The 22,036-nt window shown below is 39.4% G+C and carries 15 protein-coding genes, 1 rRNA gene and 1 pseudogene; 6 read left to right on the forward strand and 11 right to left on the reverse strand.

Features of this window, described 5'->3' with window-relative positions:
* Nucleotides 1-26: 26 nt before the first annotated feature.
* From QL995_RS16610 to ilvG, 5 genes are all read right to left on the reverse strand, one after another.
* Nucleotides 27-1,061 carry an ABC transporter substrate-binding protein gene (locus QL995_RS16610; protein ID WP_290294642.1) on the reverse strand — a complete coding sequence of 345 codons (1,035 nt, stop codon included), beginning with the start codon at nt 1,059-1,061 and terminating at the stop codon, nt 27-29.
* A gap of 97 nt (nt 1,062-1,158) precedes the next feature.
* A complete protein-coding gene (gene ilvA / locus QL995_RS16615; protein WP_007582109.1) occupies nt 1,159-2,712 on the reverse strand; it encodes a threonine ammonia-lyase, biosynthetic in 1,554 nt (517 codons plus the stop codon).
* A gap of 2 nt (nt 2,713-2,714) precedes the next feature.
* Nucleotides 2,715-4,571: a dihydroxy-acid dehydratase gene (gene ilvD, locus QL995_RS16620; RefSeq protein ID WP_282114435.1), complete on the reverse strand. Its 1,857-nt coding sequence runs from the start codon at nt 4,569-4,571 to the stop codon at nt 2,715-2,717.
* 103 nt (nt 4,572-4,674) lie between these two features.
* A complete protein-coding gene (gene ilvM / locus QL995_RS16625) occupies nt 4,675-4,920 on the reverse strand; it encodes an acetolactate synthase 2 small subunit (RefSeq protein WP_010553831.1) in 246 nt (81 codons plus the stop codon).
* Nucleotides 4,917-6,566 carry an acetolactate synthase 2 catalytic subunit gene (gene ilvG, locus QL995_RS16630; protein WP_007582116.1) on the reverse strand — a complete coding sequence of 550 codons (1,650 nt, stop codon included), beginning with the start codon at nt 6,564-6,566 and terminating at the stop codon, nt 4,917-4,919. Before ilvG ends, ilvM begins: the two co-directional genes overlap by 4 nt.
* Nucleotides 6,567-7,119: 553 nt before the next feature.
* Between ilvG and QL995_RS16635 the strand changes: the two genes are divergently transcribed.
* The 6 genes from QL995_RS16635 (at nt 7,120) to QL995_RS16660 (ending at nt 14,222) form a co-directional block, all read left to right on the forward strand.
* Nucleotides 7,120-8,790, forward strand: coding sequence for a phosphoethanolamine--lipid A transferase (locus tag QL995_RS16635; protein WP_290294643.1), 1,671 nt, complete (start codon nt 7,120-7,122; stop codon nt 8,788-8,790).
* A complete protein-coding gene (locus tag QL995_RS16640; protein WP_008137717.1) occupies nt 8,787-9,158 on the forward strand; it encodes a diacylglycerol kinase in 372 nt (123 codons plus the stop codon). Before QL995_RS16635 ends, QL995_RS16640 begins: the two co-directional genes overlap by 4 nt.
* Nucleotides 9,149-11,128, forward strand: a complete 1,980-nt coding sequence (locus tag QL995_RS16645; protein ID WP_290294644.1) for an LTA synthase family protein — start codon at nt 9,149-9,151, stop codon at nt 11,126-11,128. Before QL995_RS16640 ends, QL995_RS16645 begins: the two co-directional genes overlap by 10 nt.
* Nucleotides 11,129-11,201: 73 nt before the next feature.
* Entirely contained in the window at nt 11,202-11,876 is a 675-nt protein-coding gene (locus QL995_RS16650) for a response regulator transcription factor (protein ID WP_197152126.1), read from the forward strand.
* Nucleotides 11,857-13,293, forward strand: coding sequence for a HAMP domain-containing sensor histidine kinase (locus QL995_RS16655; RefSeq protein ID WP_290294645.1), 1,437 nt, complete (start codon nt 11,857-11,859; stop codon nt 13,291-13,293). The genes QL995_RS16650 and QL995_RS16655 overlap by 20 nt, the downstream gene beginning before the upstream one ends.
* A gap of 50 nt (nt 13,294-13,343) precedes the next feature.
* Nucleotides 13,344-14,222, forward strand: a complete 879-nt coding sequence (locus tag QL995_RS16660) for a TraB/GumN family protein (RefSeq protein WP_007582127.1) — start codon at nt 13,344-13,346, stop codon at nt 14,220-14,222.
* Between the two features lie 47 nt (nt 14,223-14,269).
* Here QL995_RS16660 and QL995_RS16665 read toward each other — a convergent pair whose 3' ends face one another.
* The 6 genes and pseudogenes from QL995_RS16665 to rrf form a co-directional block, all read right to left on the reverse strand.
* The gene (locus QL995_RS16665; RefSeq protein ID WP_290294646.1) at nt 14,270-15,679 is read right to left on the reverse strand and encodes an ATP-binding cassette domain-containing protein; all 1,410 of its coding nucleotides are present in this window, start codon (nt 15,677-15,679) and stop codon (nt 14,270-14,272) included.
* A 76-nt stretch (nt 15,680-15,755) separates the two neighbouring features.
* Nucleotides 15,756-17,486, reverse strand: a complete 1,731-nt coding sequence (locus QL995_RS16670; protein WP_290294647.1) for a response regulator — start codon at nt 17,484-17,486, stop codon at nt 15,756-15,758.
* Nucleotides 17,487-17,609: 123 nt separating this feature from the next.
* On the reverse strand, nt 17,610-19,943 hold the full coding sequence (locus QL995_RS16675; RefSeq protein ID WP_290294648.1) for a fatty acid cis/trans isomerase: 2,334 nt from the start codon (nt 19,941-19,943) through the stop codon (nt 17,610-17,612).
* A complete protein-coding gene (locus tag QL995_RS16680; RefSeq protein ID WP_024591417.1) occupies nt 19,940-20,302 on the reverse strand; it encodes a hypothetical protein in 363 nt (120 codons plus the stop codon). Before QL995_RS16680 ends, QL995_RS16675 begins: the two co-directional genes overlap by 4 nt.
* Nucleotides 20,303-20,388: 86 nt before the next feature.
* Nucleotides 20,389-21,183, reverse strand: a pseudogene (locus QL995_RS16685) (VOC family protein).
* Nucleotides 21,184-21,917: 734 nt separating this feature from the next.
* A 5S ribosomal RNA gene (gene rrf, locus QL995_RS16690) occupies nt 21,918-22,032 on the reverse strand.
* Nucleotides 22,033-22,036 lie beyond the last annotated feature (4 nt).

A 22,036-nucleotide genomic window follows, 5' to 3' on the forward strand; every position in this document is an offset into this window, starting at 1 on the left:
CAGCTCAGTGAGCTCTCATTAAGCAGTTATTTTTGGCTAAAAATCAGCCGTAAATACAAAGGTATTGAAATAATACTCACCAAAATAGCTGCTATAAGCATCCATGATAATTGCATCTTTTCTGGCTCTTGGTATTTATAAATAAAGTGAGATTTCACTTCGTCAAATTCGTTTTGCTGTATGCCATATAAGTCAGCAATTAAACGCCACTTTGCTATCGACATATGCCCTAAACTGGTAGTGGGTGGGGTTATATAACTTTTTAGTACTTCAGCCTCAAAGGCGAGCTGATGAAAGCTCTTACTCGGTGCATAGTTTTGCTGGGTGACTGCAATGGCTTCATCCATATTCATCATTGCATAGCGCCAACCTTTTAGGCTCGCTTGGTAGAATTTTTCGACCGTTTGTGGATTTTGCTTAAGCATGTTTTCGCTGGTAAATAAAATGTCGCTATATACATCCATACCATAACGCTGTGGGCAAACAAGCCGATGAGCTACGCCTTGTTGAGTCATATAATAAGGCTCTGTAGTAACATAAACTTGCATAGCATCTAGCTTATTTTCAATCCAAGCCTGGTTAAAATTTTCGCCATTGTAAACTTTGAGTTTATCTACATCAACGCCACTGCGTTTAAGCATAATAAGTAGCTCGGTGCCGTCATTTTTGCTCACAGCAGTGATACGTTTATTAACAAAGTCACGAGGGTGAAAAATATCAGACGTGTCTTTTACCATCCAGCAATAAGGTGAAAACTGCAATAAGGCTGCCATTGCAACAAAAGGTTGACCATTAATACGTTGCTGTAAAATACCAGAATGCCCTACACCAAATTGTACTTCGCCACTGGCCACAGGACCAAAGGTATCAGGTTTCATTGGATTAGCTTGTTTAATAGTTACATCAAGGCCCGCTTCATTATAAAAGCCTTTTTGCTTAGCCATATAGTAGCCAGCAAACTGAAACTGATGTGTCCATTTTAGCTGTAATGTGACTGATTCTTGCGCCGCGATATGGCTGCAAAAAAAGCACAATCCAATGATTAATCCTTTAAATAGCAAATAGGTGTCCTCAAAAAGTATGACGATTACCTGTAACTATATGTAAAACGTGTAATAAAGCAAGCACCCTAGTTAGGTGCCTGCCTTTAAAGAAGGGTTATACTGAGGCGAGTTTTTCGGCTTTTTCTGCTTGCGGTTTTGATGTTAAAAATTGGGTAAAACACGGATTTTGTGTTTCATCTTGTACACTGTAACCTAAGCGATTCAAATGCTCGTTAAACATTTCATACTGACTCGGCTCAATAGCAAAACCTGCCAGTACATTCCCCATCGAACCACCGTGATTACGATAATGAAATAAGGTAATGTTCCAATTGCTGCCTAAAGTATCTAAAAAGCGTGCAAGCGCACCCGGATACTCAGGAAATTCAAAACGCAATAAACGTTCATGTAATTGCTCTGGTGCTTTTCCGCCAACCATATAACGCACATGTAATTTAGCGAGTTCGTTATCCGACAAATCGCAAAATTGATAATCGTTATTTGTTAAGTCTTGCTTTAACTCATTAAGCTCTTGCTCGCCTTGGCGCAGAGCAATGCCCACAAATATTTGTGCTTCACCTGGCCCTGCATAACGGTAGTTAAATTCAGTAATAGCACGGCCACCTAAAGAAGCACAAAACTGTTTAAAACTGCCTTTTTCTTCTTTAATAGTAACGGCTAATAGCGCTTCGTTTTTTTCACCCAGCGCAGTGCGCTCTGCAACATAACGCAGGCGATCAAAGTTTAAATTAGCACCCGAAAGCACAGCCGCTAAATGTAGTCCTTTTAACCCCGACTGCTGACTCCACTTTTTAAGCCCAGCCGTTGCAAGTGCACCTGATGGCTCTGCAATTGCACGCGTAGATACAAAAATATCCTGCATGGCTGCACATATTTCATCGCTAGTAACGGTTACAACTTCATCGCAAAACTTTTGCGCTAAACGAAATGTTTCAGTGCCAATAATTTTAACCGCTACGCCATCGGCAAAACTACCAACGCGATCAAGCTCTACTGGCTTACCGGCTTCAAGTGCTGCTTGTAAACACGCACTTTCGTCGGCTTCTACGCCAATTACTTTTATATCTGGACGCAACGATTTAATGTAAACCGCCATACCAGCAAGTAAACCGCCGCCGCCAACAGGAATAAACACAGCATCAAGCTCGTTTAATTGCTGCATTAACTCGCGTGCTACAGTGCCTTGACCAACAATGACATCCGGATCGTCAAATGGTGGGACAAATATACCATTGCGTTGCTCTGTAAGCTCAAGCGCATAGGCTTTTGCTGCATCAAAATGATGGCCATGTAATACAACTTCACCGCCAAGTGCGCGCACTGCGCTGACTTTTATTTCAGGCGTTGTTACTGGCATTACAATAGTTGCTTGATGCCCAAGGTGAGATGCACTTAATGCAACCCCTTGAGCATGATTACCCGCAGAAGCAGTAATAACCACTGAGCCTTTAGGTAATTTATTTAATTTGTTATACGCACCGCGTAACTTAAATGAATACACGGGCTGTTGGTCTTCACGCTTTAACCAAACATGGTTACCTAGCTTTTTACTGAGTTCAGCCATTTCGCTAACCTCAGTAACTTTAGCCAAAGGCTCCATGTTTGCTTGAATAATAGCGCGAAAATAATCGAGCTCTTGAGAGACCATAATTAACTAAGCGCCTCCAATTTAGCTAAGTCGCGCACTGCGCCTTTATCGGCACTTGTTGCAAGTAATGCATAAGCCTTTAAAGCAGACGATACATAACGCTCACGATCAACTGGCTTGTACGCCATTTTTCCGCGTGCTAATTGCTTTTGTTTACGTGCCTCAAGTTCTTCATCGCTTAGCGCTAATGTGATTTCACGTGTTGCGATATCAATAATGATTTTGTCGCCATTTTCAACATAAGCGATTGCACCACCACTCGCCGCCTCTGGCGATACATGGCCAATTGATAAACCCGAAGTACCACCCGAAAAGCGACCATCTGTAATAAGAGCACACTTTTCAGCTAAGCCTTTCGATTTTAAGTAGCTTGTTGGGTATAGCATTTCTTGCATACCTGGGCCGCCTCTAGGGCCTTCATAACGAATAACCACTACATCGCCGGCTTTTACTTCGTTATTTAAAATCCCTTCTACTGAATCATCTTGTGATTCGTATACAATGGCGGTGCCTTCAAAATGTAGCATTTCGTCAACTACGCCAGCACTTTTTACAACACAACCATCAACGGCTAGATTACCCGAAAGCACAGCTAAGCCACCGTCTTGGCGAAAAGCATGTTCAACGCTTCGAATACACCCATTCACGCGGTCATTATCACCTTCATCCCAACGACACTCTTGGCTCATTGCTTTAGTAGTACGAATGCCCGCAGGACCCGCACGGTAAAATTTGCGCGCAGCTTCGTTAGTTGGGTCGGTTGCATCCCATTTTTTAACAAGCTCAGCCATTGTTGACCCAGCTACATGATTAACCGACATATCAACTAAGCCCGCTTTACCAAGCTCGCGTACTACTGCCATCATGCCACCAGCACGGTGGACATCTTCAATATGGTACTCTGGTGTTGCTGGTGCAACTTTACATAAAAACGGTGTTTTACGAGATAAAGCATCAATATGCGACATATCAAAATCAACGCCGGCCTCTTGCGCAGCAGCGAGTAAATGTAATACGGTATTTGACGAGCCGCCCATTGCAATATCAACAACCATTGCATTCATAAAGGCTGTTTTGTTAGCAATAGCGCGTGGCAATACATCTTGATTATCTTTTTGATAATACTCACGACATAAATCAACAATACGAGCCCCTGCTTCAACATACAGTTGTTTACGGTCTTTATGAGTGGCAAGCGTGGTACCGTTACCCGGAAGTGCTAAGCCTATTGCCTCTAACAAACAGTTCATTGAGTTTGCAGTAAACATGCCTGAACACGAACCACATGTAGGACACGCAGAGCGCTCTACTTGCTCTGAATCTGCATCACTTACCGATTCATCTGCGCCTTTAACCATGGCATCAACTAAATCAAGTTTAATGTCGATGTTAGCAAGTTTAGTTTTACCCGCCTCCATTGGACCGCCCGATACAAATATCACCGGGATATTTAAACGTAGCGCTGCAAGCATCATCCCTGGAGTGATTTTGTCGCAGTTTGAAATACAGATCATCGCATCGGCGCAATGACCATTTACCATGTATTCAACCGAGTCAGCAATTAAATCGCGTGAAGGCAGCGAATAAAGCATACCGCCGTGTCCCATCGCAATGCCATCATCAATAGCAATGGTATTAAATTCTTTTGGAACGCCACCGGCTTGGGTTATTGTCTCACCCATAAGCTCACTAAGCTGATTAAGGTGTACATGCCCTGGTACAAATTGTGTAAACGAGTTAACTACGGCAATAATCGGTTTACCAAAATCAGAGTCTGTCATACCTGTTGCGCGCCATAATGCTCTTGCGCCTGCACGTTTACGTCCTTCAGTTGTTGTTGCACTTCTTAATTTAGCCATAGTTACCTCAGTTTTTGCCGCAATATAAGCGGGCATTCCTCATTCTAAAATTGGTGAATAACCGAGTGACTCAGTTACTCGTAAATTATTTTTTAATTCGTAATTACACAGCTTGTTGGTGCTGTAAATTTTGTAAAGTGACTTCTTTTACATCCACCAGCTTGTTTAGCTGGCTGGTTAATAGGTGAATAGGTTTATCACTATCTACCGTCATGGCTACGTTGTATAAGCCATCATCCATATTGAGCTGAAAATGCGTTAGGTTAAAACCACGATGACGCACCACTCGTAAAAAGCGTTCTACCGCTATACTTTGGCTTTTTAATGCAATAGTTAGGCTGTGTTTCATTTTGCTTTCTCCGTCATCATTTCGTCGTTAGCAGCCCCAGGTGGTACAAGTGGCCAAACATTTTCTTTATCATCAATACAAGCATGTACTATGTACGGGCCTTTGCTGTTAACTAATGCTGTAATAGCATCATCAACTTGGTTAGCGTGGGTAATTGTTTGCCCTGGAATACCAAATACAGCAGCTAGTTGCACAAAGTCTGGGTTATCCGAAAGGTTAGTTTCAGAGTAACGTCCTTCAAAAAACAGTTCCTGCCATTGGCGAACCATACCCAAGCGCTGGTTATCTAAAATTAATATTTTTACAGGTAAATTATTACGGCGAATCGTGGCCAACTCTTGAATATTCATCATTATTGAGCCATCGCCCGATACAGTGATAACAAAGTCATCAGGGCGTGCTACTTGTGCGCCAATAGCAGCCGGTAAACCAAAGCCCATTGTGCCTGCGCCACCACTACTTAAATGATTACTCGGGTGAGTAAACTTCATGTGTTGTGCTACCCACATTTGATGCTGACCTACATCGCAACACACAACGCCAGTTTTTGGCATGCGTTGGCTCAGTTGGTTTAATAAGTACGGTGCGTAAACCTTCTCACCTGGGTAGTCGTAACGCCACGCGTGCTTGATATTCATTTCTTTATTTGTGTCACACCACGCTTTAGGTGTTACAAAGCACTCAAGTGCAGGTAACGACGTTTTTAAATCAGCAATTAATGAAGCTTTAGCAGGTTTTCGCTTACCGACTTCAGCGGCATCAATATCTAAATGAATTACTTTAGCTTTAGCTGCAAATTTAGCTAAGTTACCCGTTACGCGGTCATCAAAGCGCGCACCTATACACACAAGTACATCACATTCTTGCACGGCAATATTAGCGGCTTGACCACCATGCATACCTAGCATGCCTAAGTAATGCTCGTAGTCAGGTAACACACTGCCTAATGCTTTTAGTGTTGATACAGCAGGCATCTGGGTTTTATTTAAAAACTGCATTAACTCGTCTTGCGCGTCAGCGGCTTGTACACCACCGCCTACGTACGCTACAGGCTGTTTAGCCTCACTCAACAATTGATTAGCAATAGCAACTTGCTTTAAATCTAACTCTGGTAAGTATTCATCAGCGGCTAGCCAAGGCTTAAAAGGTACTTGCGCCATTTGAATATCTTTTGGGATATCGACAAGTACAGGACCTGGTCGGCCGCTTTGCGCTAAATGAATTGCTTCTTGTAATATCTCTGCTAAGTCTTCCGCTCGTTCTACCATGTAGCTGTGCTTAGTACACGAAAGCGACATACCTAGTACATCTATTTCTTGAAACGCATCTGAACCAATAGCTGCAGTAGGCACTTGGCCTGTGATCGCCAATAATGGCACTGAGTCCATCATCGCATCAGCAAGGGCAGTTATTAAGTTAGTTGCACCTGGGCCCGATGTTGCAAAACACACACCTAATTTACGCGTGCTGCGAGCATAACCAACAGCTGCAAACCCTGCACCTTGCTCATGACGAGTAAGGTAGTGTTTGACTGGCGCGCCATACAGCGCATCGTAAATTGGCATAATAGCTCCGCCTGGGTAGCCAAATACTTCATTTACGCCGTGTTTGGCCAATAAGTCGATTGTTAGTTCTGCGCCTGTCATTAATAAACCCTCATTCCTCAGTGACAACCCAATTACATTTTTACGCTAAAAACTTTGCCCTTAAAACTAAAAAGCCCTCCGAACGGTTAAGTGCGGAGGGCTTTTTTAATGCTTAAGTTTTTAAAGCACTACGAAGCCCTCGCGGGAATAATCACCACGATAATAATCAGGACTAGGTTAAGTGCGTTTGTAAGCATGTAATTAATACCAAATTTTGTTCAATTATCGCGAAGGTTATTCCTTCGCTCTCTTTTTATATTAGTACCGCGCTAGGCCCTTTAAGTCAACACCAAAGTTAATCTAACAAAAAGACTAAAAGGCAATTTATCAGGTTTTAAAATTCATTATACAAGCTAGTAGTGGTTTTTTTATGCTCTAATTTTATTCTCAGAAATTCACTATTCTTATATCCCTTATTTAAGGTTTGATTAATTTTTAAGAATATTTTTATAAATAAAATTATTTATCACCTTCAGGTAATGCGTAGGTTCTCTTAAGCGACTCTTAAGTGTTGTTGCATAGCATGGCGTTGTTATTTTAAACGAGCCTAAATATGAACGTAATTAGTCAAACACCAGCACAAAAAAAGCCAAATCGTAGTAAACGGTTTTACATTCACTGTAGTGCAAATGCCTTTGTAGTGATGATTGCCTGTTATTACTGTTTAGTTATAAACATTCCTTTTATTCAAGGTTCGTTTAGCGCCATAACCTCTCTTGCATCTTTTTCATGGCTATTTTTACTTTCAGTCCCGCTACTTTTGTTATGTCTTTTAATTATTTTCTTTTCGATAGTGTCGGTTAGATGGTTATTAAAACCAGTTAACTATCTTTTACTGATAATTTCTAGCGCCGTGCTTTACGGCTCATTAAATTACGGTGTTGTGTTTGACTATTCAATGATTCAAAACACGTTCGAAACAGATTCAAGCGAAGCGCTGAGCTATTTAAACCCGCAGCTCATAGCCTTTTTACTGTTGTTTTGTGCGCTACCTGTTTTTATATTAAGCAAAGTAAAAATACACTTTACTCGCCCTCATCAAGAAGCGATTAGCCGCATAAAACTTATTATTGCCTGCTTAACGCTAATTGCTTTAGTGGTCGCTAACTTTTACGCCGATTACGCAGCCACTGGCCGTAACAACCGCATTTTGAAAAAAGAAATTATTCCGTTTCAATATCTCTCTAGCGGTTATAAATATATGCGCGATCAGCTGCTGTATACCAATATGGAATTTAAGAATATAGATGCAACACCCACTCTTATTGCGCCTAACACCACCAGCGTAACAGTTATGGTTGTTGGCGAAACCGCACGAGCAGAAAACTTTGCTTATCAAGGTTATAAGCGCAACACAAATTCTTACACACAAAAGTACAATGTGACGTATTTTAATAATGTGGCGTCTTGTGGCACCGCTACAGCTGTGTCTGTCCCGTGTATGTTTTCACTGCAAACACAAAACAACTTTGATCGATTAGCAGCCGACAGCCAACAAAACCTGATTGATTTAGCACAACAAGCTGGCAGCGACGTACTGTGGGTTGATAACAACAGCGGCTGTAAAAACGTATGCACCCGTGTTGTTAACATTGATATCCCAACCACCCCATCAGCGCTTTGCGATGGAAAATATTGTTTTGATGAAGTGCTTATTGATCCACTTAAGCGCAAACTCGCTAATTTAAACCAAGCTAATACCGTTATCGTCCTCCACATGATGGGCTCACACGGACCAACCTACTTTAAACGCTACCCAGAAAAATTTAAGCAATTTACGCCCACGTGCGACAGAAGCGACATTCAAAACTGCTCACTCGATGAATTAGTTAATACCTACGACAACACAATTGCGTACAGCGACTTTGTCAACGCCCAGGTAATTGAGCAATTAAAAGCGCTGCCAAACAACATAGATAAGCAGTTTTTATATGTCTCTGACCATGGTGAATCACTTGGCGAAGGCGGTGCTTATCTGCATGGTTTTCCGTATAACTTTGCACCTAGCACACAAACGCACGTTCCTCTTTATATGTGGGCTGATGAGCATAATCAGCGCATTACCAATACCTGTTTAGCTAATTTAGACACCACTGCTGCACGCTCACACAACAATATTTTTCACACCCTTTTAAATTTAATTGGCATTAAAAGCAAAACGTATCAGGCATCGCTCGATTTACTTGCTAGCTGCCAAACAACACCAAGCGAAATAAAAATATGAGTAATAAAACCGTTATAAAACGCCAAGGCTTAATGCGCCTTATTTTTACCTTAAGCCATTCTTTTAACGGCTTAAAATGGATGAGTCGATTTGAAGCGGCGTTTCAACAAGAGCTAGCACTGTTTTCGTTACTCGGTGTGTTTGTGTGGCTACAAGAAATTGCACTAAGGGATAAATTACTGCTTGTCGCTAGCCTGCTTTTTGTATTATTTGCTGAGCTGGTAAATACGGCAGTTGAGGTTGTAGTTGATAGAATTGGCAGTGAATACCATGAGCTTTCAGGGCTCGCTAAAGATATTGCCTCTGCAAGCGTGTTTATAGCTATGCTAATTGCCGCACTTATTTGGTGGGCTGTGTTATGGGCATAAAGCTAACTTTTATAGCTAAAATAACGAGGCTAATATTTAAAGTAATACCTAAGGTACAAAATGCACTTGGCCCTGTATGGATTTTTGTTGTATTTGCTGTTTTGGCACTTAGCTTGTTAACACTTGCTCGCTTTGGTTTAAGTGTATGGCAAGGGGAGCGTGTATTTGGATCGCATGCGTGGTTATCTATATTTATAGGTGGTTTAAGAGTTGATATAGCCACTCTAAGCTACATTATTATGCCCGCATTACTACTGACTTTAGTGATGCAAAGTATAGGTTGGCAAAATAAAATACGCGGCCTAATTAAATTTTACTTAGTGGGAATGTCTGCTTTACTCGTTTTTTTTGAAGTGATTACGCCTACGTTTATAAACGAGTACGACTTGCGCCCTAACCGCTTATTTATAGAATATTTAATTTACCCTAAAGAAGTCTCAAAAATGATTTTTTCAGGCTATAAGTTAGAAGTATTTATTGCTGTTATAGCGCTTATTTTAAGTTGTAAATTTGCAAGTAAAGTATTTAGCCATCAATGGCAAAGCAAGTCATCACTAACAGGCTTAAACCAATCAACTTTAGCGCTTGTTTTAGTATGCTTAACTATTTTGGGCGCGCGAAATTCATTAGGGCACAGACCACTTAACCCCGCTATGGTCTCGTTTTCTACCGATCACTTACTTAACGACTTAACCCTTAACTCACTTTATAGCGTCGCATTTGCAGTTAAGCAACTTTCTAATGAGCAATCGAGCCAAGACTATTACGGTAAAATGCCCACCGATGAATTACTTAGTATTGTGCGTAGTAACATGCAAAATACGCAAGGCACATTTAGTGATGTAACCGCCCCTACAAAAACGTTTCATGGCGCAAGTAATACAGGTAAACCAAAAAACCTAGTCATTATTTTACAAGAAAGTTTAGGTGCTCGTTATGTAGGCACGCTTGGCGGTTTACCGCTTACACCTAATATAGACGCCCTTTATAAACAAGGCTGGGGGTTTGATAATTTATACGCAACGGGTACACGTTCAGTGCGTGGAATTGAGGCAGTAATTACAGGGTTTACACCAACGCCTTCGCGTGCGGTTGTTAAGCTTGATAAATCACAGCGTGACTTTTTTACCATTGCTGATTTTTTAGCAAAGCAAAATTACAACACGCAGTTTATTTATGGTGGCGAAAGCCATTTTGATAACATGCGAAGCTTCTATTTAGGCAATGGTTTTAAAAGTATCGTAGATACAAATAACTTTAAAAAAATAGATTTTAATGGCTCGTGGGGCGCATCAGACGAAGACTTGTACGACCAAGCCGACATAGAACTTACTAAGCTTAAAAATCAAAACAAACCCTTTTTTAGCCTTATATTCTCAAGCTCTAATCATAGTCCGTATGACTTTCCTGACGATAAAATAACGCTGTACGACAAACAAAAACAAACCCGTAATAATGCTGCCAAGTATGCCGATTACGCGCTGGGCACGTTTATCGAAAAAGCTAAAAAATCGAGCTACTGGGATGATACTGTATTTATAGTTATTGCCGATCACGACTCACGCGTATCGGGTTCGAGTTTAGTACCGGTTGATCACTTTAAAATCCCGGCCGTTATTTTTGGTAAAGGTATTACCCATAAACGAGATAGCCAACTAGCCAGTCAGCTCGATATTCCTGTGACTCTACTGTCTTTAATTGGCGCAAGTGGTAAGCACCCTATGATAGGTCATGATTTATCAAAGCCAATTAGCGACAACAAACAACGCGCAATGATGCAATACGACAAAAACTTTGCCTACATGCACGATAATAAAGTGGTGGTGTTACAACCACAAAAACCAGCAACCACCTATACGTATAGCAATAACCAGCTTGTGCCATGTGAAAACGATGATCAACTAGTTAAAAAAGCCCTAGCTCACGCGAACTTTGGTAATTTAGCTTATACAAATGGTTGGTACCATTAGTTATTATTCTTGCAGTGACTTGATAATAAAGCCTTGTTAAAGTAACAAGGCTATTTTTATAAACCGAGTAAACATGAAAATCCTCGTTATTGAAGACTCTGAAGCACTAAGACGCAGCTTGCAAGTTGGCCTTAGCAACCTTGGTTTTACCGTAGATGAAACAGGTGATGGCTCAGAAGGGTTGAGTATGGCACTGAGTGGAAACTACGACCTCCTCGTACTTGATTTAATGCTACCGAGCGTTGATGGCATGAGTATTTTACAAGCACTGCGCAGCAGTAATAGCCAAAGCCGTGTGCTAATTTTATCTGCACGAAGTGAGCCTCAAGATAAAATTAGCGGCCTTATGAAAGGCGCTGACGATTATTTAACTAAGCCATTTTCGTTTGAAGAACTCCATGCTCGTGTCCTTGCATTACTTCGTCGCGGTTCACTGCAAAACCAACAAAATACCCTTACCGTAGGTGATTGCGTATTAGATCTGTCACTTAAAACTCTTCACTACAAGCAACATGCCATTGAGCTCACGCGTAATGAATACAAAATAATAGAATGCTTATTTAACGCCCCAGAGCGAGTATTAGGGCTCGAGCTTATAAGTGAAGCCGTGGTAGGTCAGTTTGATATGCTCTCTAAAAATGCGCTTGAAGCACACATCTCAACTATACGTAAAAAAGTAAGACAGTTTAGTGGCGAGCTCCCGATAAAAAACAAACGTGGATTTGGTTATGTCGCAACAACAAAATAAAAGTCACTCAATAAGACGTAAACTCGTTAATAATATTAGCGCCGTGATCTCGGTTATTTTATTCACCATATTTTTAACCGTTGATTTAAGTGTTGATACTTGGGTGGAAGATCAGTTCAATCAGTCTTTAACTAATAAAGCTAACTACTTAAAAACCTTAGTTGAAGATGACAACAATGTGGTTGAATTTGATTTTGCTGGCGAGTTTATGTCGGAGTATGAAGCTGCAGATGCCACGGAGTTTTACCAATTATGGCATGGCCGTGATGTGTTTGAACGCTCGGACTCATTAGCGCTTTATGAAAATGCTAACCTACCTTTTTTAGAAATGCCGATAAACGAATCTAAAATTATAGATTACGAGCTTCCTAACGGGCGTGATGGCCGCGCACTTATAAGTCACTTTGTAGCCCAAAAAGATGATAGAAATCCCACTCATTCTGCTGTTTTTAATACCATGACTCTTGCAATTGCAGCGCCCACCTCCGAACTTAATAAAGTACTGATTATTATTGATGTGGTCTTTATTTTAACCTGTGTACTTGGTGTGTTTGGTGTGCGCTATTTAGTGACACGTATTGTAAATAAAGGCCTGCACCCTCTACACAATTTAAACGATCAAATTAAGTTACTCGATATTACCGGTGTTGCGCAAACAATAGAAAGCGACTTTAAAGTAGAAGAAATAGAACCTATACGTAACGAGCTAAATAAGTTTATTACCGTTAATCAGCAACTCTATAGTAATGAAAAACGCCTAACAAGCGACATTGCACATGAGCTTAAAACCCCAATAGCTGAACTAATAAGCCTTTCAGAAGTGGCTATTCGCTACCCTGACGATAAACGTATTAGCGACACCTATACCAGTGATGTACTTAATATTTCACAGCGCATGAAAACAATTGTTAGCAACCTATTACTGTTGCAGCGCTCAAGTAGCAGTGCAATGCAATTAAATGCACAAAATATCATTCTAAATAACCTAGTAAATCAAATTGTTGATGAGCTGACCTTTAAGCACCCAAGTATTAAAGCGCGTTTAAATAATGAGATAACTGACGAGTTTACACTTAATGCTGACGAATTTAGTTTAAATACCATTTTATGTAACTTAATCGATAACGCACTATTTTATGGACTCCCTGAGGCACCAATTAAATTAACTGCCGTAAATAACAGCACAAACATGAACATCTCTGTTAGTAACAAAGTAAATAAACCACTAAGTAGTGAACAGCTCACTGCTATTTTTGACCCGCTCTATCAGCTAGATTCATCTAGAACTAATAACCAGCGCCATGGTTTAGGATTATCAATTGTACAGAGCTTATGTAACTTAAATGGCTTTACTATCACGGCTAGTAATACCGAAAACAATACGTTAACGTTTATATTAACGTTACCTCTGAAGTAAATTTAGGTTAGTATTCACACTACTAACCTTCGAGATTTTAAGGACAAACCATGAATGCTCTTACCCGTGTTAGCCACTTTTTTATTGTGGCATTACTTATAACATTTAGCCTTAATAGCTATGCAGCTCCTGCCATATACAAGATAGAAAAAAATGGCGTTAGCTCTTACTTATTTGGCACCGTACACGTTGGTGATGCCAGCATGAAAGGCTTACCTAAAAATGTAACCGATGCAATTAGTGCAAGCAAAGAAGTGATTGTTGAAGTTGATATAAGCAAACTTACACCACTTGAAATGCAACAGCGCTCAATGCCATTTATGATGCTAAGTGACGGTAAAACATTACAAACTGAGCTTTCAAAGCAAAATTATACCAAGCTAAAAAATTACTTTGCTAAAAAGTCGATTGATATTGCTATGTTTAATGGCTTAAAGCCTTGGGCTGTTATGGTGACTATGATGCAAATTGAATTTCAAAATGCAGGATATTCAGATAAAACCGGCATAGACAAGCAAGTACTTGCTTACGCTAAAGAACATAAAATAAAAATTGGTGAGCTTGAAACTCTAGAGCAACAACTGCAAATGTTTGATGGCATGGCGCTATTAAGCAATGAAATGATTGAAGAAACATTTGAGCAACTCAGCGATATTAATACTTACTTTATCAAATTAGTTAATGCCTGGAAAAACGGAGATATGGATACACTAACCGATTACTACAACATGAGCTTTGATGACAGTAATTATGGTGAAATTAGCGAGCAAGTAATGCTAACTAACCGCAATAATAATTGGGTTAAACAACTCACACCGCGTTTAGCAAACGAGCAACTATTTATTGCCGTAGGCGCTCTGCATTTACCTGAAAAACACGGGTTACTTAAACAGCTTCGAGATAAAGGCTTTAGCGTTACTCGTCTTTAAAATAAAAATGGGTTGAGTGAATTTTCGCTCAACCTTTCTCTGAGCTTTTAATTAAAGTCTTCCATTTTTAAGTAATTCTCTATTCCTTTAATTTTGTCTGCCGCATGATGATTTACATAAATCACAGTACTTGTATTGGCAGCACAAATTTTCTCTATTAGTAGCAGTACACGCTGCCTGTTTGCTTCATCTAAGCCCAAGCAAGGTTCATCTAAAATAAGTAACGTTGGATGTTTTACCATAGCCCGCACAATTAATAACATACGCTGATCGCCGTACGATAGCTGGGTGAATGAGGTATTTTGTTTATCACTTAAACCAATAAATGCCAGCCACTGCTTAGCAATATTAATTTGTGCGTCGCTCGGTTTTTGATATAAACCTATGCTGTCGTAAAATCCTGAAATAACAGTATTTAAAGCCGATATACTTACGCGGTAATCCATATGTAGCGCGTTAGATATAAAACCAATATGCTGTTTTATATCCCAAATACTCTCCCCTGTCCCACGTTTAAAACCGAACACTTCAATGTCATTGTTATAACACTGTGGGTTATCACCTGTTATTAAATTTAATAAGCATGTTTTGCCTGAACCGTTCGCTCCAGTAAGCTGCCAATGCTGATACTTTTTTATAGTCCAATTGAGATTTTTGAATATACTTACATCACTATAACTAACTTTAGCATTACTCAATTTAACTAAGGTATTACCGGTGAATGCCTTTTGCTCTTGTTCGGTATCCGGAGATGGCACATCCAATGAGGTATGTTCTAAATGAAGTAGTTTTAGTAAATCACTCAATTGCTCACTACTTGGCTTTGCCAAAGTATGTAACAAGCAACCTTGGTTTACATAGCCATAGTGAGTAATGAATGAAGGGATTTCGTCTAGGCGGTTTAGTACAAAAACAAAAGTAATATTTTGGCTAAGCTCTATGAGTATTTTATTAAGTTGCTGGCAAGATTGTACGTCGAGTCCATCAAATGGCTCGTCAAGCACGACTAACTCACTATGGGAGCTGAGTGCTTTTATAAGTAGGAGTTTACGAGTTTCACCCGTTGAAAGGTCTCTAAAATGCCTATTTAGTAATGAGCTAAATTTAAATAATTTTATTAGCTGCGCTAATAACTCACCATTATTACTATGCTCTGCAAATATAAGGTCTTTAACGAGGGTGTGCTTTTCATGCTCTAATTCTTGGGCCAGTAACTGTTTATGCGAATCTGAAGACACGAGCATAAGCTTATTAATACTACTTATACGCTTACCACTTTCGCACTTAGCTTCACCAACTAACGCAGCTGTCAGTGCAGATTTACCGGCTCCATTAGCACCTAGAAGCAGCCAATGTTCTCCTAGATTCACTTGCCAATCTAGGTTGCATATGTCGTAACGACTTTTGCCTTGCCCTTGTAAGTAACCATTAAATTGCTCAAGCGTAATTGACTGCACTAACTTTTCCTAATAAACCTTAAAACAGCAAGTTAACGCATATTAAAAGAGCTTAGCAAGCTTGTTATCTGCAAAATTAATTTATTTCACTAACAACGCTAATACTATTTAATGCGTCTTTAATTGCTTGCTGACTTATTGGTTTATGAATATGAAGGTTAGCCCCGTATTTATAAGCTCGCTCTATATCATTTTGTGAAGTATTTGCTGTTATAACAATAATTGGCATTACTTTATTAAGATCAGAGCGTATTTTTTTAATCGCCTCAAACCCATCCATTACTGGCATATTTAAGTCCATAAAAATAATATCGTATTGATTTTCACTCACCATATCGCACGCGACTTTGCCGTTTTCAGCGCAATCATAGCTTAAACCTAATAAGCTAAGTATGCGGGTCAGTAATATAGTATTTAATGGGTTGTCTTCAACGACTAAACACTTTAGTTTGTCATTTATTTTACGAGGGTTTGGGAGAGCTTTACTGGCAATTATTGGTAAGTGCAAAGATACCAGCGCCCCATGGGCTTCATTATTTTTGAAGGTAATTTCACCGTGCAACGCCTTTACAACATACTGAACCCGAGTGAGACCTGTTCTTAATCCTTGAAAATGGTTTGTTTGTTTAAATGAGTCAAATTCAAGATCAGTAATCTCTTTCGAAAAACCACAACCAGTATCACTTACAGTTACACAAAGTTCATTATTAAAAAGCTTTGCAGAGACAGTAATTTCACCCTCTGTCGTAAACTTAATAGCGTTACTGATTAATTCTGTAAGCGTATGCTGCAAACGTTGATGATCCAATTTACATACACAATTTAATGATTCATCTAAACAACTAACTAGTTTTAGGCCTTTTTGCTGACAAGCATGCTCGTAAGCCATTAGTACTTTATTACACGACTCTAAAAGGTTTTCATTTTTAAATTGCGGTACCCACTTACCTGTACTTAAAGCTTGCAAGTCCTGCAGTTCATCTAATATAGCTATTAACCTAAGTGCGCAGTAATTAGCTTGGGTTTTAACGCTTTGCTGCGTATCAGAAACCTTTAACTCCTCAATAGACGTAATAAGACCCTGTAAAGGAGTTCTAAATTCGTGACTTGCTCTGGCAATAAAATGCTCTTTATTTTGACTCACTTGTTGAGCGAACTCTTTTTGTTTTTGGTATTTAGACAATGCGTTACCTATTTCTTTTTCCATTGGCATAAATACAAATCTTAACTCTACAAGTAGTAAAAACATCGCCATAAGCCAAAATAATAATTCAAGGTTAGATACCCAGTTCAATTTTTGGACAGCTTGCTCTTCAAATAAATTCACTGCATGATCTAATTGCTTTAATAGCTCTTCAACCTCAGTTACAGAGAATATACGCTTATCTACTTGGCCTTGTTGATAAAGCAAATTTTCCGCTTGCTGGATATATGTTGCAACTTGGATATCTAGTTTATGAGGAGCTAACGTATATAGCTTAATAAGCTTAGGTGTAAGGTACTGATACTCTCCATTAGCATTTTTTGAAAGTAAGTAATTATGAGTTTTTTTGAATGATACGACTGATGTCTTTAACGCTTTAGTATGCTCAGAAATATTTGTTGCCGATAATAATAACTCATTACTATGCCAAGCTATTTTTTGAGAAAGCATTCTCTGCTTACCAGCCATATTTATTATTTTTGCGTCATATTTTTGCACCGAAAAATAATACTGCATAAGTGATGCTGATGTGCTTATTAATAGTGCTATTGCTATTAATGCCCATCGGTAACGAGTACGGATATTCGCGACAACTTTAAACATACTAAGCCCTGTTTTTGTTTTAAGTGTAGCTCAATTTTTTAGAACTAATAAGCAGCTTAAATAATGATTATTAAATAAAAAAGCCCAACTAAAAAGTTGGGCTAATAAAATAAAACTATTTAACTATCTATTTTCTAAACGGTTATAGTCGAACATTCCATATTCTATCCCACGATATTTTTTAGCTGTATCGTGCAATATATCGCTGTATTGCCAAAACTGTGGATGAGTACGTCGAATACCAAACTTAGATTTCAATGCACCATAATCAGCTTCTATTTGCATCATAGGCAATTGCTCGGCAAAAGCATTTACTTGCTGCTCGTTATTTAAATACCAAATAGCTGCTGGATAATCTCCGATGAACCCAGGAACAATAGTCGCGGTATCTTCATCATAAGCACGTTGGCCATCTTCGTTTAATAAACTAGATATATTGTAGTGCGCATTATGATGAATAATAGTGTAGCCCTTATGGCTATTATCTTCTTGCTTTACAAGTATAAAAGAAAGCTGAGGTAATAAGTTAACCGCTTTTGCTGGCATTTCACTTATTACATTTAACGGCTTTGCCACTTCAGTGTAGTTGTATTTTTTACTTAAAACTGGCGCTAAGGCTTCTTTCATCAAGGTATATAGTTCATGCTGTGGATCATCAGTTTCATAGTTAATACCACTGGGCTGGCTAAATTCTCGGTTACTCTTAAAGAACTTAGATAAGTCAGGCGGTGAATTACGGTACCACTGCTTTTTGATTTGATTACGCTTGTGCTCAGGTAATAGAGCTAAAAAGTTTTGCTCTCCCTCTAAACGTAAAAAATCCATATATAAACGTGTAACCAATTGATGGCCTATATTTCCGTATACATCAAAGCCTGCCACAAGCAAATAATGAATACGTTCAAATAACGCATAATCAAGTATCCACGTTGTTTTAGGCTCTTGACCAATAAAACCTTTAACAACAGTTGCACTATCAAAATGGCGGAAAATAGTCAGCGCAGCATTTTTATTATGCCCATCACCTTTCCAAAGCAAGTCAGTTGTAAGATGCTCGCCACCTTTGAACATTTCGTTTGCAAGCTCAACTTTTGCCTGTAAATATTTTTTCTCACGAACTGAATATTTAACCCAGCTAGAAATAGGTAACGCATTACTTTCCTCTGCGGCAGGAAGTTCTAGAGCTTCTTCATGTTGCATTAGCATTTCCCCTACAGCAGGAGTCGCAACCTTATCAGGATCAGCAAATGCCACCCAAAAGTGATCGTTTATAACATTTAAAGCAATCTGACCACGACAAACAGGCCCTTTTATAAAGCCCATAATAATTAACTCTGCTTCATCAAGCATAAATTGATATTTAGAATTAATAGGAATAACTTCAAAAGTTTTAAATGGGTTAGATGCTGACTTAGGCTCATAACTCGGCATTTGCGTAACTGTATAATCTGGCGCAATAAACTGCTCGTATAAACGCAGTAATTTAGTTTCATTAAGCTCAAGTGGTAAATGCGTTTTAGAAAGTATGGTTGTACGCTCTTGCATAAAACGATAATAAACACGGCTAACTTTAGGGTCATCGTATGGACGACGCGTATTAATTAACTTTATTTCCTCACCAGGAGGCGTACTTGAGCGAACTAGTTTAAAAAAGCTTTGTGGGTTCTCTGACGTAAAATAAATATGTGCTAAAAACCAATGTTCATAAATATAACGTGCTGATAACTGATACTTTAAGTTATCTTGATTTAAAAATGCTTCCCAGCCCTTTATTTTATTCTGATCATACTTACTTGGTGGCTCAATATGTGACATTTTACCGCCATTTTTAAGCCAGTTCTGTAAATGATTAAACTCTTCGCGCGAAACCCCAGGTAAACCATAAGGCATACCGCCATGAGGTTGCTCGTCAGCTAATCGGTCAAACTCCCCCATTGTTGCACAGGTTTGCGAACGCCCTAATGAAAAATCAAATTCATCATCTAGCACTTCATTAGTTGGTAATTCATAGCTTTGCTTTAACACTAAACTATTAAATAAAACACTTCCCGCTAAGTTTGCTTCCTCACTTTGTACGCGCTCATTTAGCACTGGCGTAAAGTTTTTTTCTCGCCATTGCTGTGTATTGGTTGCATCAAACAATAAACGGCTTGGGGTCGTTGCCAATAAACGAGTTCCATCGTAAACGAGCTCTTTACTCAAACCTCGATCAATACCTTCAGGTGATGAGAGCTTAAGCTGGCAAGGTGCGTCGTAACAACCATGGCAAACGACGCAGCGGGTATCGAGTACTGGTTTTACATTTTGTAAAAAATCAGCTCCAGCAAGAGTAGAATGTGGAACGATACGCTCTTGCGCTTGTTCAGGGCCAAATAAATCATCGTAATGTGCATTACCTAAGTAAGCACAACCACTAAGGATAATTAATACAAATGTACTTATTATTATTTTTTTCATTCGTCCTCGTCACCTAAATCGAAGGTGGGCATCATATCCATTTGAGGAGAAACGAATGTTTTCTGACCTTCAGTATTCAAAACAATACTTAAAAGAGGCCCATGCGTTAATGTTATCTGCGCATCATGCTCTTGCTCTAATATACTTAAATACAGAGAATCAGTTATAAGCAACTCATAACCGCTAACGGTAATAGCTACACTGCTATCTTCACTTGGATTTTGGCAAATTTGAGCAAGTAACTCATCATCAAGTCCAATTGATATTTCAAAATCAGGCTGCTCTAAATCTCTATCACTTAATGATTCATCTAATAGAAATAAAGGAAGGGTTAAATTGCTATCTTGTTCAAATTCCATTGCGTTCTCTGCACTTTCTGACGATTTAATTGGCGAGTATTATAACAAACTAGCGAGTAAATTAACGCTAAAGCTAATGTAACTGTTTAAACGTCATCTATAACAGATTCGATCACCGAAAATACAGCACCTTGAGGGTCGCATATAACACTAAAACGACCAACATCGGGGATATCTGTTGCAGGAACACATACTTGTCCACCTAAGCTAGCGGCTTTATTTACTGCTGTATCGCAGCTCTCTACTGCAAAATAAATCATCCAATGAGCAGGAATATCTTCAGGCCAGTCGCTTGTCATCTCAAGCATACCGGCAATTGGCTGTCCATCAACCAAAAATAAAGTGTAGTTCATACCTTCCATTGGCTTTATTTCACTTTCCCAGCCTAGTAAAGCACAGTAAAAATCTCTACTTACTTTACTATTTCTGGTTGCTAACTCATGCCAATAAGGCGTGTTTAATTCACCTAAGTACTTACAACCTTTATGCTCATTGCCTTGCCATAGTGCAACAGTGGCACCTACAGGATCTTTTAGCATCAACATTCGCCCTGCATTCATAACATCATGAGGACCGGCAATAACTTCAGCACCTAGTTCTTTAGCTTTTAGCGCACAATCATCAACATTGTCGACGGCAATGTAAGCCAACCAATGACTTGGGATCCCTTCACTAATTTGCTCTTTAGGCATTTCATACATAGCGGCTATATCACCACCTTGCTTTTATAGCATGGTGTAATATATGTCCTCCCCAATAGGTTGATCGTCATACCCCCAATCAAATAATGATGTATAAAACGTCTTACCTTCTTTCCAATTGTGTGTACAAAGTTCTGACCAACAAAAAATGCCATGTGGATGATTATCAATTTCACTCATTATTAAACCCTTATTATTCTATTTTTATCTAAACGAGTTCTGTCACATTTTATAAACTACATAATTGAACAGATCATAAATTGAGATTAGAGCAATAACTAAGCGGAGTCGATAAAAGAAGGGCAAAAATTCGTTATTCAGTTGTTTCATATATGAGGTTTTTAACGCAGTTAGCGTCAGATTTAATCCCTCAAATTGATTAAATATTATTGCTGATCGATATAAATGATTTACTAAGAAGTCCTTCGCTCTAGAGGAATTCCTGAATCACTTTTTTGCAGACGTAAAAAAGCCCGAATCGTTAGATTCGGGCTTTCTACAATTTGAAGCCTGGTAATGTCGTAGTGCCCACAGCGGTGGAGAGTCACATAGCAAATGCTGCTGTATTGGCCGACTGAGTTATTGAGGGATTTTGTTGTGATTTTAGCGTCGGGAGTCGCTGCGCTCGCCCGCCCTACGTGATGGGTGTTGATGTGAGTGTGTGTTAATTGCGCGCATTTCACTTTTCTGCAGACGTAAAAAAGCCCGAATCGTTAGATTCGGGCTTTCTACAATTTGAAGCCTGGTGATGTCGTAGTGCCCACAGCGGTGGAGAGCCACATAGCAAATGCTACACTATCATCGGTCGAAGCTTTGGTTTCACTACTGAGTTCGGCATGAGCTTTTGGCTATTTACTAAATCCCAGATAGCAAAAAACCCGTCACATTGCTGTAACGGGTTTCTACAATTTGAAGCCTGGTAATGTCCTACTTTCACATAGCAAATGCTACACTATCATCGGCGCTGTTTCGTTTCACTACTGAGTTCGGCATGGGATCAGGTGGGTCCAAAACGCTATTGTCACCAAGCAAA

It is taken from the genome of Pseudoalteromonas sp. APC 3358, from assembly GCF_030408075.1.
Lineage (GTDB): Bacteria > Pseudomonadota > Gammaproteobacteria > Enterobacterales > Alteromonadaceae > Pseudoalteromonas > Pseudoalteromonas arctica.